This is a genomic window from Acidisoma sp. C75 (assembly GCF_054665095.1).
In genome coordinates this window covers 249,632-267,040 of the sequence record NZ_BAAFHD010000004.1, presented here as the reverse complement: position 1 = coordinate 267,040, position 17,409 = coordinate 249,632, and the positions used below count along the sequence as shown (strand labels likewise).

Below are 17,409 nucleotides of genomic sequence, written 5' to 3'. Positions count from 1 at the left end.
GGCAACCCAGGAGCCTGCCTGTTTTGTCTTTCTTTCAAGGTCCAAAGACTATGTTTGAAGGGCGCCGCGGCCTATAGCACTCGCCATGGTTCGGCGGCCCCGCCCGATCGCGGCGGGCTGTATTCAACGGAGCCCCTATGCCAGGCGTCGATCTTCTCGCTACCGCGTTTAACGGTGCCAACGCGGCCTTCATCGCTGATCTCTATGCCCGCTGGGTCAGAGACCCAGCCTCCGTCGATCCCAGCTTCGGAACGCTCTTCGCGGCCTTGAACGATGAGGCCCGCTCGGTTCTGACCGATGCCTCCGGCGCCTCCTGGGCGCCGCGGCAATGGGCGATCGAGGCCGATGCCCCACCTCCGCCGCCGGCCGCTGGCCGCCGCGGCAAGGACGAGGCGAAGCCGGCCGCCGCCGCTTCGCAAACCGCGGCACCCGGCGCTCCGGTCGCGCGCTCGGTCGCCGCGGCGCATGCGCATGAGGATACGATCAACTCCATCCGCGCGCTGATGCTGATCCGCGCCTATCGCGTACGCGGGCATCTCGATGCCCAGCTCGATCCACTGGCCCAGCAGTTGCGCCCGCATCACCCGGAGCTTGACCCCAAGACCTACGGCTTCACCGAGGCCGACTACGACAAGCCGATCTATATCGACAATATGCTCGGCCGGGAGACCGCGACGCTGCGGGAGATCGTGGCGCTTCTGGAAGAGACCTATTGCGGCACGCTCGGCATCGAGTTCATGCACATCCAGGATGCTCGCCAGAAGGATTGGCTGCAGCGCCGCATCGAGGGCGCGCCCTGGCGGCGGCAGCTGGATAAATCGGTCAAGACCCAGCTGCTCAAGGAACTGACCGAGGCGGAAGCCTTCGAGGTGTTCTGCCAGAAGCGCTATGTCGGCACCAAGCGCTTCGGCCTGGAAGGCGGCGAATCGACCATTCCGGCGCTCCACACCATCATCCGCACCGCGGCCCGCGCCGGGGTGAACGAAATCGCCATCGGCATGGCGCATCGCGGGCGGCTCAATACCCTCGTCAATGTCGTCAAGAAGCCGTTCACGGCGGTCTTCAGCGAATTCTCGGGCGGCAGCCCGAAGCCCGATGATGTGCAAGGGTCGGGCGATGTGAAATACCATCTCGGCACCTCGACCGATCTCGAGATCGAGGGGCGCCGCGTCCACCTTTCGCTGCAACCCAACCCCTCGCATCTCGAAGTCGTCGATCCTGTCGTGGTCGGCAAGGTGCGCGCGCGGCAAGATGAGGCGGGCGACACGCGCGGCCGCCACTCGGTGATGGGCATCCTCCTGCACGGGGATGCCGCCTTCGCGGGCCAGGGCATCGTCTATGAGACGCTGGCGATGAGCCAGCTCATTGGCTACCGCACCGGCGGCACGGTGCATGTCATCACCAACAACCAGATCGGCTTCACCACCGTTCCGGCGCATGCCTATTCGGGCCTCTACTGCACCGATGTCGCCAAATCCGTGCAATCCCCGATCCTGCATGTGAATGGCGACGATCCGGAGGCGGTCTTCTACGCCGCCCAACTGTTGACGGAGTTCCGGCAGGAATTCGGCTGCGACACGGTGCTCGACATCGTCTGCTACCGCCGTCACGGCCACAATGAATCAGACGAGCCGGCCTTCACCCAGCCGATCATGTATCGTGCCATCGGCGCGTTGAAGACCACCCGCACGCTCTATGCCGAGAAGCTGGTGGCCGAAGGGGTGATGACGGCGGCGGAAGCCCAGGCGATGTGGGATGATTTCACCGCCAAGCTCGAGGAATTCTACGAGGCCGGCAAGTCCTACAAGCCGAACAAGGCGGATTGGCTGGAAGGCAAGTGGTCCGGCCTCAACCGCTGCGAGGATGACGAGACCAAGTCCGAAGAGCGGACCGGCGTCTCGCGCGCGGTGCTGGCGCAGATCGGCGCCGCCATCAGCCAGGTGCCGGATGGCTTCAACGTCAATCCGAAGATTGCCCGCCAGCTCGAAGCCAAGAAGACAGCGATCGAGACCGGCGAAGGGATCGACTGGGCGACCGGCGAGGCGCTTGCCTTCGGCTCCCTGCTGCTCGATGGGCATCGCGTGCGGCTTTCCGGCGAGGATTGCCAGCGCGGCACCTTCAGCCAGCGCCACGCGGTGCTGATCGACCAGGTGAACCAGAACGAATACACGCCGCTCAACAATATCCGCGCCGATCAGGCGAAGATCGAAATCTACAACTCCCTGCTCTCGGAAGTCGGCGTGCTCGGCTTCGAATACGGCTATTCGGTCGCGGACCCGCGGACGCTGGTGCTCTGGGAAGCGCAGTTCGGCGATTTCGCGAATGGCGCCCAGGCGGTGATCGACCAGTTCATCTCGTCCGGCGAGACCAAGTGGTTGCGCATGTCCGGCCTGACGCTGCTGCTGCCGCATGGTCAGGAAGGCCAGGGGCCGGAGCATTCCTCGGCCCGGCTGGAACGCTATCTGCAGCTTTGCGCCGAAAACAATATGCAGGTCTGCAACATCACCACGCCGGGCAACTACTTCCACGCGCTGCGCCGGCAGTTGAAGCGGAACTATCGCAAGCCGCTCGTCATCATGACGCCGAAGAGCCTGCTGCGGCACAAGCTCGCCGTCTCTCCGCTGTCCGAAATGGCGGAGGATACCACCTTCCGCAAGGTGATCCCCGAGATCGACGCGATCGCGCCGGGCGAGGAGGTGCGCCGCGTCGTCATCTGCTCGGGCAAGGTCTATTACGATCTCCTCGCCGCCCGGCGCGAGCAGGGGATCGCCGATGTGGCGATCGTGCGGCTGGAGCAGATCTATCCCTTCCCCGCCATGGCGCTCCGCACCGTGCTGCAGAGCTACCCCAAGGCCGAGGTGGTCTGGGCCCAGGAAGAGCCCGAGAACATGGGCGCCTGGACCTTCGTGGACCGCCGGCTGGAGCGCGTGATGGTGGCGGTGGACAATCCCGCCCGGCGGCCGCGTTATGTCGGCCGTGCCGAGGCGGCGAGCCCCGCGACGGGCTCGGCCAAGGTTCATGCCCAGGAACAGGCGGCGCTCGTCGCCGCCGCCCTTCAATAAGACGACCGACCCTTATCAGTCCGATCAGGAGCGACGATGCCCACCGAGATCAAGGTTCCCACGCTTGGCGAGAGCGTGACCACCGCCACCATCGCGCGATGGCTGAAGCAGGAGGGCGACACGGTCGCCGCTGACGAGCCGCTGGTCGAGCTTGAGACCGATAAGGTGACGGTGGAGGTGAACGCCCCCACGGCCGGCACGCTCAGCGCCATCCTCCAGAAGGATGGCAGCGAGGTCGAGGTCGGCGCTGTGCTCGGCGAAATCGGTGGTGAAGCCGGCGCGGCCAAGCCGCAGGCCAAGGTCTCGGCGCCCGAGGCGCCGGCCAGCAAGCCTTCCGCCGCTGGCCCGAGCGCGGAGATCACCGTGCCGACCCTGGGCGAAAGCGTGACGACGGCGACCGTCGCGCGCTGGCTGAAGCAGCCGGGCGAGAGCGTGGCGGCCGACGAGCCGCTGGTCGAGCTTGAGACGGACAAGGTCTCCGTCGAAGTCAACGCGCCGGTGGCCGGCACGCTTGCCTCGATCGCCGCCAATGCCGGGGCGGAAGTGGCGGTCGGCGCCCTTCTCGGCCTCATCGCCGGCGGTGAGGCGGGGGCGACCGCGCCGCAGCCGGCGCATAGTGCCGAAGCCGGCATCCACCCGCCGCCGCCGGCTTCCGGCCCGGTGCCGCGCCCAGCCGCCGCGGCGGCTGGCGAGCCCCTGCCCGCCGCTGCCAAGCGCATGGCGGAAGCCGGAGTTTCGGCCGCCGACATCGGCACCGGCACCGCCAAGGACGGCCGCATTTCCAAGGGCGACGTGCTGGATTTCCTCGCCCGGCCCCAGGCCCCGGCCGCGAAGGCACCCGCCGCCCCTGCCCCCAAGGCAGCCCGGCAGGACGAGCCGCGGGACGAGCGGGTGAAGATGACCCGGCTGCGCCGCACCATCGCCAACCGGCTGAAGGAAGCGCAGAACACCGCGGCGATGCTCACCACCTTCAACGAGGTGGATATGTCGGCCGCCATGCAGCTTCGCTCCCAGTACAAGGAGGCGTTCGAGAAGAAGCATAATGGCGTGCGGCTCGGCTTCATGTCCTTCTTCGTGCGCGCCTGCGTCGCCGGGCTGAAGGAATTCCCCGCCGTCAATGCCGAGATCGACGGCGAGGACATTGTCTATAAGAACTACGTGCATATGGGCATTGCGGTCGGCGGCCCGAACGGGCTCGTCGTGCCGGTGCTGCGCGATGCCGACCAGATGGGCTTCGCCGAGATCGAAGGGGCGATCGCCAATTTCGGCAAGCGCGCGCGGGATGGCCAGCTCAAGCTCGAAGAGCTGACGGGCGGCACCTTCAGCATCACCAATGGCGGGGTCTATGGCTCGCTGATGTCCACCCCGATCATCAACCCGCCGCAATCGGCGATCCTCGGCATGCACAAGATCCAGGAACGCCCGGTGGCGATCGGCGGCAAGGTCGAAATCCGCCCGATGATGTATCTGGCGCTGACCTATGATCACCGCATCATCGACGGCAAGGAGGCGGTCTCCTTCCTCGTGCGGGTTAAGGAGGCGATCGAGGATCCGCGCCGCCTGCTGCTCGGCCTCTGATCACAGGCTCGGCGGGGTGGCGGCAACGTCACCCCGTTTCTCTTTGCGCGGCTTCCCGCGCCCTGCCTGACCGAAGACGTGCCGCACTGCCCTCTCCCGGCCGGCACTCTGGAGAACGAATATGAGCGAAGCTTTTGACCTGATCGTCATCGGTTCCGGCCCGGGCGGCTATGTCTGCGCCATCCGCGCGGCGCAGCTCGGCCTGAAAGTCGCCTGCGTCGAGAAGCGGGAGACGCTGGGCGGCACCTGCCTCAATATCGGCTGCATCCCCTCCAAGGCGCTGCTGCAGTCTTCCGAGAACTTCCACCAGGCGGCGCATGGCTTCAAGGAGCATGGCATCGAGATCGGCGAGATCCGCCTCGATCTCGAGCGGATGATGGCGCGCAAGCAGGAAGTCGTCGCGGCCAATACCAAGGGCGTCGAATTCCTCTTCCGCAAGAACAAGATCACCTGGCTCCGCGGCGCCGGCAAGATCCTCGGCGCCGGGCGCGTCGCGGTCGGCGGCGAGGAATACGCCACCAAGGCGATCGTCATCGCCACGGGCAGCGAAAGCACGCCGCTCCCCGGTGTCACCGTCGATGAGCAGCGGATCGTGACCTCGACCGGCGCGCTCGAACTCTCGGAAGTGCCGAAGCACCTCGTCGTCATCGGCGCGGGCGTCATCGGGCTCGAACTCGGCAGCGTCTGGCGGCGCCTCGGCGCGGAGGTGACGGTCATCGAATTCCTCGACCGCATCGTGCCCACGCTCGATGCCGATGTGGCGCGGGATTTCCAGCGCATCCTGGAGAAGCAGGGCCTCGCCTTCCGCCTCGGTGCGAAGGTGACGAAGGCGGAAGCAGGGGAGGCCGGCGTCACCCTTACGGTAGAGCCTGCCCAGGGCGGCGAGGCTGAGACCCTCTCGGCCGATATCGTGCTGCTCGCCATCGGCCGGCGCGTCTTCACCGATGGCCTCGGCCTCGAGGAAGCGGGAGTGGCGCGGGATAGCCGCGGCCGCGTGGTGACCGATGCGCATTACGCGACCAACGTGCCCGGCATCTATGCCATCGGCGATGTGCGGGAAGGCCCGATGCTGGCCCACAAGGCCGAGGATGAGGGCATGGCGGTGGCCGAAATTCTTGCTGGCCAGGCAGGCCATGTGAATTACGGCGCCATTCCCTCCGTCATCTACACCTGGCCCGAAGTGGCGACGGTCGGCCAGACTGAAATGGAGCTGAAGGCCGCCGGCATCGACTACCGCATCGGCAAATTCCCCTTCTCCGCCAATGGCCGCGCGCGCGCCATCGGCACCACGGATGGCTATGCCAAGCTGCTCTCGGAGAAGACGACGGACCGGCTGCTCGGCGCTCAGATCATCGGCCCGGCGGCCGGGGATCTTATCGCGGAACTGGTGACGGCGATCGAGTTCGGCGCTTCCGCCGAGGATGTCGCCCGCACCTGCCATGCGCACCCGACGCTTAGCGAAGTCGTGCGCGAAGCCGCCCTCGCCCTCGAGGACGGCGCCATCCATATGTGAGTGCCTGCCGGGCGGCGCGGCGCGCCTGCCCGGATCGGTCTCTCACGCTCAGGCTCCTCTCCGCTCAGGCAGAGAGGGCCGCGGCCGGGCGCAGGCGCCGGCGCTTCGGCTGGGCAAAAATCACCGCCTCGGCGGAAGCTATGGGCAGCGCGCTGCCCGGCTGCAGATCATTGTCGAGCTTCATGAGTTCAGCGAAGGCCCGCCGCCCTGCTTCGCGGGCGGAATAGTCGGCCCCGACCTTGAGCGCCGCCTGGATCACTGCGGCCAACTCCCGCTTACGGCAAGCGGGCGGTGGTTCCACCGCCTCGGTGGTGAGTTCGATTCCACTCACCGCCGCTTTGTCCCTCGAAATGCGCATGGGAATTTGCTCCTCTCACATCCGATGTAACACCAAGATACAAGTGGTTAGGCTGCGCGCCATTCTAAGATCAAATTGCTGCCTCATTCATGCCCATCTCAAGAATGTGAGAGGAGAGGCTATGCGCAAGCCAAGCGGGCATCCCGCACTCCGCGCCCTGCTCCTCGCCCTGCCTCTGGCGGGCTGCCTTTCCTCCACCAAGCCGCCGGATACCGCTCAGCTGCCCGCCGGGGCCTTCCATACCAATGGCGACCAGGATGTGGCGGCGCTCGACGCCGCGGCCCTGGGCTTCGCCCATGCGATCCGCGGCAATCCGGCGAAGGCGGCCTATAGCGTGGCGGCGCTCGACTATCTCGGCGGCGAGCTCAACAGCAATCCGCGCTGGATCGCAATGGACCCGACCACCCGCCTGCAGCTCCTCGATGCGCGGAGCGCGATGCGCGGCCGGCTCGGCATCAGCGAGAGCGCGTCGTCGCAAGCGGTGGTCGATACGCTGCTTGCGCTGAGCAGCGCCTATCAGGCCGATGACCAAGCACGCGTGCAGAGCCTGCTGCGCAGCCCGATCTTCACCGCCGATCCCGCCACCGTCGCCGCTCGCCTCGATGATATCCCCTATAGCGCGGGGCTGAATGGCGCGACCGCGCGGGCCGACAATTTCCTGCAGAACGAGAATTTCGAGGGCTGAGGCTGCCCGACCCGCTTCCGAGGTCGCCCGGCCGTGCGCGGGGCGCGCCCATCACAGCGCCGGCACAACCCTTCATTGTGAGGCGCCCCCCGGCTGAAACGGCGGCCGCCCAGTCCCACTGCTCTTGCCGAGGCTGAGGGCCCGCCCGATCGGCGGGCGGCGCTGAGCCTCGGAGAAGGAGAGCCCGCCCATGATCCGTTTCATCCGCGCCTTGGCGCCAGGCCTCGCCTGCATCGCGGGCTTCGCGCTCGCCCCCGCGCTGGCCCAAACTCCCGCTGCCGCACAGGCCGGCGCAAGCCCGCAGACCGCAGCCGCGATGAGCCAGAGGGCCGAGAGCCAGAAGACGCTCGGCCAACGCGACAAGGATTTTCTGACCTATGCGGCGGAAGATAACCAGGCGGAGATCAACCTCTGCCTGCTTGCCGAAAAGCAGGCGATGGCGCCGGCGGTGAAAGCCTTCTCCCGGCTGATGGTCGATGACCATGTGCAGGTCGAAAGCCAGCTCGCGGCCCTCGCCAATGCGCTGGGGCAGACGACGCCGAACGGGATGGGGAAGGAGGGCGAGCAGACTTATAACGCCTTCGAGCAGCGGCCGCGTTCCGCCTTCGATACCGCCTTCCTCGAAGATCAGGTCAAGGATCATGGACGGGATATCGCGACCTTCCGCAAGGAAGCGGCTGAGACCCACAATGCAGAGATCCGGCGTTTCGCCGCGGTGACGATGCCGATTCTGCAACAGCATCTCGATCTGGCGAAAGCGATCCTCGCCAGCCAAGGGTCCGCCGGTCAGAGCAGGACGGAGTAAGGCGGGCCTTGAGGCACGCGCCGCGCCTCTCGCCGCGAGGGCGCTCGGGACAGGCTCGGCTTCAGCCCGTCGCGGCATCCTGGGGCAGGCGGATCCAGGCAGGCAGTGTGGGCGAGAGCCGCGCTTCCCCGGCCCGCAGCGGCGCCGACCCGGCGAGAGCTTCGAGGCGCAGCAGGGCGAGGCCGAGATTGCCGCGGCCGGAGCGCATGCTGCCGACCTCTCGGCCCTCGGCGCTAAGGATCGGGGTGCCGGGGCCAGGCAAAGGCCCTTCCACTTGCACGGGGACCAGCCGGCGCTTGAGCAAGCCGCGATAGCGGGTGCGCGCCGTCAACTCCTGCCCCATATAGCAGCCCTTGCTCCAGGAAATGCCGCCCAACTCGTCGAACCCGGCCTCGAGCAGCACCGTCTTCTCGGCTTCGAGATCACGCGAACCTTCCGGCAGGCCGAGGCTGAGGCGATGGGCATCCCAATCGTCCGCCGCCGCATTCGCCGCGATCGCCGGCGCCGCCAGGATGCGAAACCCTGCCTCCGCCAGGCGCGGATCGGGCGCGATCAGACCGGGCGTCGGAACCGGCGGCGGCGCCCCACCCCAGGCGACCTGCACCGCCGCGTCATGGTTTTCGAGCGTCACCCGCGCCCGCAGCCGGTAGCGGGAGAGGCGGCGGCCGATATCCTCGCGCAATGCCGCCTCGACATCGAGGAGCAGGCGATCGCCATCCGAGAAGATGAAGAATTCCGCCAGCCATTTGCCCTGCGGGGTCAGGAGTGCGGACCACAGCGCGCGGCCGGGGGCGGCGAGCGCCACATCCTGGCTGACCAGCCCTTGCAGGAAGGAGACGCGATCCTCCCCTTCCACCGCCAGCACGGCGCGATGAGTGAGTGTCGCGATCGACGTCATTGCTTGCGCTCCCAGCCCCGCGGGCCTTGCTGCCAATAGCTCAGCTGGTGGCCGCCCGCTTTTGCCGCAAGCCAGCGGCTGCGGGCGGCAGCCACCGCCGCCTCGTCATTGCCATCGAAGAGATCGAAGATCCGCTCGTAAGCCGCCAGCCGCGCGCTCTCCTGGCCGTCGATCAGGAAAAGGAAGGTCGCGCCATTCGGCGCCTCATCGGCTTCCGTCAGCCAGATCGGCTGGTGCGCCGCCTCGCCCGTGCCGGCATGGCCATGCGGCAGCCAATCCGGCGTCTGGCATTGCCAGAGCGCGGTATCGAGGACGGCGAGCCGCTCGGCGCTGCCACAGCGGATGACGGCGCGCTTGCCGGCCGCGAGCGTGCGGCCGAGCAGCGCAGGCAGCGCCGCCTCCGCCGTCATGCGCGTCAGGTGATAGAAGCCGATCTCGGCCATGGCCTCTTTCAGGGATGATCCGGGTCTTCGTAGCGGTTGGCGATCAGCCGGTCGAGCAGCCGCACGCCGAAGGCGGTCGGCCCCGCGACGTAGCGGCCCTCCGCCTCCTCCCGCAGATCGACGGCGCCGATATCGATATGCGCCCATGGCGTCTCACCGACGAAAGCGCGCAGAAAGGCGGCGGCGAGGGTCGCATCCGGGGTCAAGGGCCCCGTCAGGCAATGGCGGATATCAGCGATGTCGGAGGTGAGAGCTTCGCGATCCCGCGTCGTCACCGGCATGCGCCAGAGCGGCTCGCCCACCGCATGGCCGGCGGCGGCGAGCTGGGCGGCGAGCGTCGCGTCATTATCGTAGAGCCCCGCCATCTCGCGGCCGAGCGCCAGGCCCACGGCATAGGTCAGCGTCGCCAGATCGATCACGGCGCGGGGCTGGAACCGCGCGATCGTATAGGAGAGCGCATCCGCGAGCGCGAGGCGGCCCTCGGCATCGGTGTCGATGATCTCGACGGTCGGCCCCGCATGGCTCGCGATGACATCGCCCGGGCGATAGGATTCCGCGCCGATCATGTTCTCGGCGAGCGCTAGCACGGCGACCGCGGGGGCGGGGGAACGGCGGCGGGCGAGCGCCAGGAGGGCCCCGGCGCAGACCGCGGCACCCGCCATATCGCCCCGCATGTCCCACATCTGATCCGCGGGCTTGATGCAGAGCCCGCCGGTATCGAAGGTGATGCCCTTGCCGACGAAGGCGACCGGCGGCAGATCGAGCTTGCCGGCCCAGCGCAGCACCACAAGATGCGGCGGGTTGGCGGAAGCCTGGCCGACGGCGGCGAGCAGCCGCAGCCCGCGGGCGGCGAGCGTCTTGCCAGAGAGGATTTCGACGGTGATGCCCGCCTCGGTCAAAGCCTCGAGCCTCTCGGCAAAGACCTTGGGGGTGAGGCTGTTGGCCGGCTCGGCGATCAAGCCGCGGGCGAGGCAGATCGCCTCATGCACCGCCAGAAGCGCCTTCCAATGCTGGCCCTGGCGCTCCGGCTCTTCCACCAGCAGGGCGAGGCGGGTGATTTCGCTCACCTCCGGCCCCGGCAGGCGGTGGCCTTGCCGCTGCTGGGCGGGTTGCCAGGCACGGAGGGCAGCGCCGAGCATGAGGCGGGTGGCGAGGCTGCGCGGCAGGCCGCGCCCATCCAGAACCACTTCCGCCTCGCGACGCAGCGTGGCAGCGGCCTCGGCCCCCGCATCCTCGGCGGCGGCCCCTGCCCCGCCGCCCTCCTCGGCCGGGCCGAGGCCGAGCAGCAGGAGGAGCCGCAATTCCCCCTGGCCAAAGAGCGTCAGCGTCTCACCCCGCCGGCCGGTGAAGCCTGCCGCCATTGCCGCCGCGCGATAGGCGGCCGGCACCGCATCCTGCCAGAGCGGCAGCACGCGCGCGGTGCGGGGGCTTGCCTCCGCCTGGCCGATGAGGGCGAGGCCGGGCTGGCCGGCGGAGATCATCGCCCTGCCACCGGCATGCCCCGCCGCCGCTCAGCTTTCATAATGATCGCGCACCAGCCGATCGAGCAGCCGCACGCCATAGGCCGTGGCACCTTTGGGCGTGCAGGCGGCATCCTTGGAAGACCAGGCGGTGCCGGCGATATCGAGATGCGCCCAGGGCTTGCCATTGACGAAGCGCTGGATGAACTGGGCGGCGATGATGGCGCTGCCGTAGCGGCCGCCGATATTCTTCATATCCGCGATATCGGATTTGAGCGCGCGGTCATAGGCTTCGGCGAGCGGCATGCGCCACAGCTTCTCCCCGGTCGCGAGGCCGGCGGCCAGCAGCTTCTGGGCAAGCTCGTCATCATTGCTGAAAAGCCCGGCATGCTCCTGGCCGAGGGAGACGATGATGGCGCCCGTCAGCGTCGCGAGGTTCACCATGAAGGCCGGGTCGTATTTCTCCTGCGCGTACCAGAGCACGTCGGCGAGAACCAGCCGGCCTTCGGCATCGGTGTTCAGCACCTCGATCGTCTGGCCGGAATAGCTCGTCACCACATCGCCCGGGCGCTGCGCGGTGCCCGAAGGCATGTTCTCGACGAGGCCGACGAGGCCGATCGCATCGACCTTCGCCTTGCGCCCGGCGAGCGCGGCCATGAGGCCGACCACCGTGCCGGCGCCCGCCATGTCCCACTTCATATCCTCCATGCCGGCAGCAGGCTTGATGGAGATGCCGCCGGTATCGAAGGTGACGCCCTTGCCGACGAAGACGAGCGGCTTGCGGCTTCGCCGCGCACCGGTGCCATGCCAGTGCATGACGACGAGCCGCGGCTCCTGCGCGCTGCCTTGGGCCACGCCAAGCATGGCGCCGAAGCCGAGCTTACCCAACTCCTTCGGCCCCATGACCTCGATTTTCAGCCCGAGTTCGCTGAGCTTCTTGCACCGCTCCGCCATCTCCGCCGGGGTCAGCACATTGGGCGGCTCGCTGACGAGATCGCGCGTGAGGAAGATGCCCTCGGCGGTCGCCTTCAGCGGCGCGAAGGCGGCCCGCGCGCGGGTGAGGTCGGCCGTCTGCACCGCGAGGCTGGCGAGCTTCGGCTTGTCCTCCGGCTTCTCCTTGGTGCGGTAGCGGTCGAAGCGGTAGGCGCGCAGGCTGGCCCCGAAGGCGAGATGCGCCGCATCCTGCGCGCCGAGGCCATCGGCGATCACCACGGCCTGCGGCTCACCGGCAAGGGCCGCCGCGATGGCGCCACCCGCCTCCTCGAAGCCGAGCGGCTTGAGATCGGCGCGCTTGCCGAGCCCGAGGAGGAGCACGCGGCCAAGGCCGGCAAGCGGCGCGAAGAGGGTGACGCTCTGCCCCTTCTGCCCCTTGAACTGGGCGGCGGCGATGGCGCGGGCGATGGCGCCTCCGGCCGCCTCGTCCATCCCGGCGGCCACCCCCGTGAACTGCTCCTCTTCCCCGATCAGGAGCGCGACCGCGCCTCCCTTGGGCGCGGCGGGCTTGGCGAAGGTGATATCGAGCATGAAAGACGATCCTCAGGGAAAGCTGCACGGATGGAAAGCGCGGGAGGCGCTGCCCCCGGCCCGGGCGAAGGAGACACGACGACACTAACAAATGCGGCGCACTTTGCCACACCCGCCCCGCAGGTCTATCACCCGGCGGCAGGGCCGCTCCCTCCGGGGCGCGGCCTCCGCCCCATCCGCGTCTGCGCCGAGGAGAGAATGCACACCAAGGAACTCGCCCCCGACCGGGCCGGTATCGCCGAGGCTGCCGCCCTGCTGCGGGCAGGCGCGCTCGTCGGTTTCCCGACCGAGACGGTCTATGGCCTCGGCGCGGACGCAACCTCGGGCGAGGCGGTCGCCGCCATCTATGCCGCCAAGGAGCGCCCGCGCTTCAATCCGCTCATCGCGCATTACGCCGATGCTGAAAGCGCCTTCGCCGATGTCCTGCCCGATGCCCGGGCCGAGCGAGCGGCCGCCGCCTTCTGGCCCGGGCCGCTCACCCTCGTCCTGCCGCGCCGCGCGGGCTGCCGCGTCTCCGCGCTGGCCGGGGCAGGGCTCGAGACCCAGGCGGTGCGGGTGCCGGCCCATCCGCTCGCGCACGCACTGCTGGCCGAAGCCGGGCGGCCGATCGCCGCGCCCTCGGCCAACCGCTCCGGCCGTGTCAGCCCGACGACGGCCGCCCATGTCCTCGATGGCCTCGCCGGCCGCATCGCCGCGGTTCTCGACGGCGGGCCGTGCGCGGTCGGTCTCGAATCGACGGTGATAGACCTCACGGGCACCCGGCCGGCGCTGCTTCGTGCGGGTGGCCTGGCGCGGGAAGTTCTGCTCGCCACCCTCCCCGATCTCTGGGTGCCGGATGCGGTGGAAACCGAGGCGCCGCGCGCCCCTGGGCAATTACTCGCGCATTACGCGCCACGCCTGCCGCTCCGCCTCGATGCCGGGCTCGTGCGGGGGGACGAGGCGCTGCTCGCCTTCGGGCACCCCTTGCCGGGTGCCGCGCTGACCTTCAACCTCAGCGAATCCAGCGATCTGGAGGAGGCGGCGGCGCGGCTCTTCGCGGGGCTGCGGGCGCTGGATGCGGCGGGGCGCGAGCGATCGCTCGCCGGCATCGCCGCCATGCCGGTGCCGGCACGCGGGCTCGGCGAGGCGATCAACGACCGGCTGCGCCGCGCCGCCCATGCGGGACAATCCCCTGATGCCGCAGACCATTGCTCGTAAACACCTTGCTCCGCATTATGGGGTGATGAGGAAGAGGAACGCGGCAGATGAATGACGGCGAGACCATCGCGACACCCGCCGCGCCCGGCTTCAACGCCGAGGCCTATGAGGCGATTCTGCGCAGCGGCCTGTTCGACGTGACATGGTACTGCGGCGCCTACCATGCCGATCCTCAGGACGCGCTCCGCCAATGGTGCACCACCGGCTGGATCGAGGGGCGCAAGCCCAATCTCTATTTCGATACCAAGTGGTATCTCGCCTATTATGCGGACGTGGCAGCCGAGCGGACCAATCCGCTCGTCCACTACATGAACCATGGCGAGCGGGAGGGGCGCCGCCCTTCGGTGCTGTTCGACCCCACTTGGTATCGCGAGACCTATCATCTGCCGGAAGGTGAGCTTTGCCTCGCGCATTACCTCAGGGAGCGGCTGACCGGGCGGGTCAATCCCAATGCGGATTTCGACGCGACCTTCTATTATGCGGCCTATCCCGATGTCGCGAATGCCGGCGTCGATGCCTTCGAGCATTACCTCTCGGTCGGCTTCCGGGAGGATCGCAACCCCTCGCCCGATTTCGACAACGCCTTCTATCGTGCCCGCTACCTCCGCCAGCAGCCGGATATCAACCCGCTGCTCGATTACCAGATGCGGCGCGGCGAAGTGGGGATCTACCCGAAGCGCCCGCTGCACGAGACGACGATTCCCGGTGAGGTCGCCCGCTTCTGCCGCCCCGGCCCGCAATTCGAGCCCTTCGAGCCGCTGCCGCCCGCCGCCAACCTGCGCGCCTGGGTGCTGGCCTACTACCTGCCGCAATTCCATCCCATTCCTGAAAACGACGCCTGGTGGGGCCAAGGCTTCACGGAATGGACCAACCTCGCGCGCGGCGTGCCGCGCTTCGCCGGGCATTACCAGCCGCGCACCCCGCGCGACCTCGGCCATTACACGCTCGACAATCCCGAGCCGATCCGCCGCCAGATCGCGCTGGCCAAGGCCGCCGGCATCCACGGCTTCGTCTTCTACTTCTACTGGTTCAACGGGCGCCGGCTGCTGGAAAAGCCGCTTGAGATCCTGCTTGCGGACCCGACGCTCGACATGCCCTTCTGCCTCATGTGGACCAATGAGAATTGGACCCGCCGGTGGGACGGCTTCGATGACGAGGTGCTGATCAGTCAGGATTATCGCACCAGCGAGGACGAGGATCTGGTGCTGACCTTCGCGCGCCATTTCGCCGATCCTCGCTATATCCGCCTGCACGGGCGCCCGGTGCTGATGATCTATCGCCCCGGCCTTATCCCCGATGCACGAATGACGATCGGCCGGTGGCGGCGGCTGTTTCGCGCCACCTGCAACGAGGATCCGATCTTCGTGATGGCACAAGGCTTCGATACCAACGATCCGCGCGAATTCGGCATGGAAGGCGCGATCGAGTTTCCGCCCCACAAGCTCACCTCCACCCTGCCCAAGATCAATGGCAGCCTGGAATGGCTGGACATGGAGGCGAAACCCCATGTGCTGAGCTACCAGGATACGGTGGCGATCTCGCTCGCCGAGCCGCGGCCGCCCTATCCGCTGATCCGCACCGCGGTCCCTTCCTGGGATAACGATGCGCGGCGCGAGGGCCGCGGCCTCGTCCTGCACGGCAGCACGCCGGCCGCCTTCGGCGAATGGGTCTCGGCCCTGGCCACCCAGGCGGCGGAGCAGCCCTTCTTCGGCCAGCCGATCATCTGCATCAATGCCTGGAACGAATGGGCGGAAGGCGCCTATCTCGAGCCCGATCTGCATTTCGGTGCCGCCTATCTCAATGCGCTGGCGCGCGCCGTCTCGGTCGATACGCAAAGTGCCGGGCGCGGCAAGCTCCTGCTCGTGGGCCACGATGCCCATCGTCATGGCGCGCAGACCCTGTTGCTCGCGATCGCCCGGCGGCTGCGGGAGACCCACGGCGTGGGCGTTGAGTTCCTGCTGCTCGAAGGCGGGCCGATGGTGCCCGATTATGCCGAGGAAGCGCCGACGACGGTGCTGCCCCGCCTCTCCGACCTGCCGGGGGAGGCACGCAAGCTGGCCGCCCGCGGCTTCCGCCATGCGATCGTCAATACCGTCGCCGCCGGCGCCGCGCCGCCCGTGCTCGCGAGCGCCGGCTTCACGACGACGCTGCTGGTGCATGAACTGCCGAGCCTCATTCGGGAAAAGAACCTCATCCAGCTCGCGCGGCGGGGCATCCAGGCGGCCGATCGCGTGGTCTTCCCCGCAAGCTCGGTGCAGGATGGCGTCCTCACCCTCCTGGATGCGCAAAGCGAAGCCTTCCTCGCCAAAGCGGTCATCCAGCCGCAGGGCATCTACCAGCCGCAAAACTTCGACGCCGAGAAGCGCGCCGTGCTCCGCCGGTCGCTCGGGATCGGCCCGGATGCACCGGTCTTCCTCGGCCTCGGCTATGCCGATATGCGCAAGGGCTTCGATCTCTTCCTGCAACTGGCCGAACAGTTTGCCTCCCTCGAGGCCGAGGCCCACCTTCTCTGGGCCGGCAATGTGGACCGGGAGATGGCGAGCTACATGGCACCGGAGATCGAGGCCGCAAAAGCCAGCGGGCGGCTGCATCTGCTGGGCTTCCGCCGGGATCTCGACGCCTTGCTGTCGGCCGCCGACGCGCTGCTGCTGACCTCCCGCGAAGACCCCTTCCCGTCGACGGTGCTGGAAGCCATGAGCGCCGGCCTGCCGACGGTCGCCTTCGCCGGATCGGGCGGCATTCCGGATCTGCTGATTGAACGCGAGGCCGGCAGCGTGGTGGCCCGCGGTGACCTCGCCGCCATGGCCCGCGAGGCCCTCGCCTTCGCGCAGAGCCCGCCCGAGGAGACCCGAAGCCGCCAGCAGCGCCTTGCCGCGATGGCGGCGAAGGATTTCCGCTTCGATGCCTATGCCCGCCGCCTGGTGGACCTGACCGCGCCCGACCTGCTGACAGTTTCCGTCGCCGTGCCCAACTACAATTACGAGCGACACCTGGCGACACGGCTCGGCACCATCTTCGCGCAATGGAACCCGCTGCGCGAGATCCTCCTGCTCGACGACGCCTCGACCGATAAAAGCCTGGTGACCGCTGAGAACACTGCGGTGGAAGCCGGGCGGCGCCTGCGCATCATCCGCAATGATGAGAATTCCGGCTCCGTCTTTCGCCAATGGCGCCGCGCGGCGGAAGCGGCGAGCGGGGAATTCCTCTGGATCGCCGAGGCGGATGACGAGAGCGATCCGCGCTTCCTCAGCCGGCTGCTCGCCCGCATGATCGCCGATCCGGACTGCGTCATGGCCTTCGCCGACAGCGTCGCGATCGACGAGGATGGCGAAATCCTCAGCGACAGCTACAAGGCCTATTACAGCCGCTCCGCCCCCGGCCTGCTTGCGGCCGATGCCGGCTTCTCAGGCCGCGATTTCCTCGCCCGCTGCCTCAGTGAGCGCAATCTCATCCTCAACGTCAGTTCCGTGCTCTGGCGGCGCAGCGCCCTGCTCGATGCCTTCGAGCGGCTGGGCGATCGGCTCGACGATTTCCGCGTGGCCGGGGATTGGTATCTCTATGCCGCGGTGCTGAGCCAACCGGCGGCGCGCATCGCCTATGTCGCCGAACCGCTCAACCGGCATCGCCGCCACGGCGGCAGCGTCACCCACTCGCTCGGCGCCCGCCGCCATGTGGATGAGATCGCCGAAGTGCAGGCTTTCATCGCGAGCATCCTGAACGCCGACCAGAGCATCAAGCGCCGCCAGGCGGATTACCTCAAGGAGGTCACGAAACAATTCAACCTCGGCTGAACCGGACGGCGCGGCGGGCACGCATTTTTCCGGTTATTGCCGCTTGTCACTGGACAAATACCCGCAAGCGCGTGAAACTCCCGCCCGACCGGCTG

12 protein-coding genes are annotated in these 17,409 nt (G+C 68.1%); 7 read left to right on the top strand and 5 right to left on the bottom strand.

Annotated features, from left to right (window positions below; all coding sequences use genetic code 11):
- The first annotated feature begins 137 nt into the window (after positions 1–137).
- From ACYQ7X_RS07415 to lpdA, 3 genes are all read left to right on the top strand, one after another.
- Positions 138–3,062 (top strand): 2-oxoglutarate dehydrogenase E1 component, encoded by a 2,925-nt coding sequence (locus tag ACYQ7X_RS07415; protein ID WP_459696285.1) that lies wholly within the window; start codon positions 138–140, stop codon positions 3,060–3,062.
- A 36-nt stretch (positions 3,063–3,098) separates the two neighbouring features.
- The gene (gene odhB, locus ACYQ7X_RS07410) at positions 3,099–4,640 is read left to right on the top strand and encodes a 2-oxoglutarate dehydrogenase complex dihydrolipoyllysine-residue succinyltransferase (protein ID WP_459696283.1); all 1,542 of its coding nucleotides are present in this window, start codon (positions 3,099–3,101) and stop codon (positions 4,638–4,640) included.
- A gap of 121 nt (positions 4,641–4,761) precedes the next feature.
- Positions 4,762–6,153: a dihydrolipoyl dehydrogenase gene (lpdA, locus tag ACYQ7X_RS07405; RefSeq protein WP_459696282.1), complete on the top strand. Its 1,392-nt coding sequence runs from the start codon at positions 4,762–4,764 to the stop codon at positions 6,151–6,153.
- Between the two features lie 64 nt (positions 6,154–6,217).
- Here lpdA and ACYQ7X_RS07400 read toward each other — a convergent pair whose 3' ends face one another.
- Positions 6,218–6,511: a hypothetical protein gene (locus ACYQ7X_RS07400; RefSeq protein ID WP_459696281.1), complete on the bottom strand. Its 294-nt coding sequence runs from the start codon at positions 6,509–6,511 to the stop codon at positions 6,218–6,220.
- A 121-nt stretch (positions 6,512–6,632) separates the two neighbouring features.
- On the opposite strand from ACYQ7X_RS07400, the gene ACYQ7X_RS07395 reads away from it, so the two are divergent.
- Together ACYQ7X_RS07395 and ACYQ7X_RS07390 are read left to right on the top strand one after the other, a co-directional pair.
- Positions 6,633–7,196 (top strand): hypothetical protein, encoded by a 564-nt coding sequence (locus ACYQ7X_RS07395; protein WP_459696280.1) that lies wholly within the window; start codon positions 6,633–6,635, stop codon positions 7,194–7,196.
- Positions 7,197–7,386: 190 nt separating this feature from the next.
- The gene (locus ACYQ7X_RS07390) at positions 7,387–8,001 is read left to right on the top strand and encodes a DUF4142 domain-containing protein (protein ID WP_459696278.1); all 615 of its coding nucleotides are present in this window, start codon (positions 7,387–7,389) and stop codon (positions 7,999–8,001) included.
- A gap of 61 nt (positions 8,002–8,062) precedes the next feature.
- Here the strand turns inward: ACYQ7X_RS07390 and ygfZ are convergent, their stop codons facing one another.
- From ygfZ to ACYQ7X_RS07370, 4 genes are read right to left on the bottom strand one after another with little or no spacing between them, the layout of a single operon-like run.
- Positions 8,063–8,899, bottom strand: coding sequence for a CAF17-like 4Fe-4S cluster assembly/insertion protein YgfZ (ygfZ, locus tag ACYQ7X_RS07385; protein WP_459696277.1), 837 nt, complete (start codon positions 8,897–8,899; stop codon positions 8,063–8,065).
- A complete protein-coding gene (locus ACYQ7X_RS07380) occupies positions 8,896–9,342 on the bottom strand; it encodes a DNA polymerase III subunit chi (protein WP_459696276.1) in 447 nt (148 codons plus the stop codon). Before ACYQ7X_RS07380 ends, ygfZ begins: the two co-directional genes overlap by 4 nt.
- An 8-nt stretch (positions 9,343–9,350) precedes the next feature.
- Positions 9,351–10,823: a leucyl aminopeptidase family protein gene (locus tag ACYQ7X_RS07375; RefSeq protein ID WP_459696275.1), complete on the bottom strand. Its 1,473-nt coding sequence runs from the start codon at positions 10,821–10,823 to the stop codon at positions 9,351–9,353.
- A gap of 30 nt (positions 10,824–10,853) precedes the next feature.
- Positions 10,854–12,326, bottom strand: a complete 1,473-nt coding sequence (locus tag ACYQ7X_RS07370; RefSeq protein WP_459696274.1) for a leucyl aminopeptidase — start codon at positions 12,324–12,326, stop codon at positions 10,854–10,856.
- A gap of 198 nt (positions 12,327–12,524) precedes the next feature.
- Here ACYQ7X_RS07370 and ACYQ7X_RS07365 point away from each other — a divergent pair, with 198 nt between their 5' ends.
- Together ACYQ7X_RS07365 and ACYQ7X_RS07360 are read left to right on the top strand one after the other, a co-directional pair.
- Positions 12,525–13,523, top strand: coding sequence for an L-threonylcarbamoyladenylate synthase (locus tag ACYQ7X_RS07365; protein ID WP_459696273.1), 999 nt, complete (start codon positions 12,525–12,527; stop codon positions 13,521–13,523).
- A gap of 47 nt (positions 13,524–13,570) precedes the next feature.
- Entirely contained in the window at positions 13,571–17,314 is a 3,744-nt protein-coding gene (locus tag ACYQ7X_RS07360) for a glycoside hydrolase family 99-like domain-containing protein (protein ID WP_459696272.1), read from the top strand.
- The last annotated feature ends 95 nt before the right edge of the window (positions 17,315–17,409 follow it).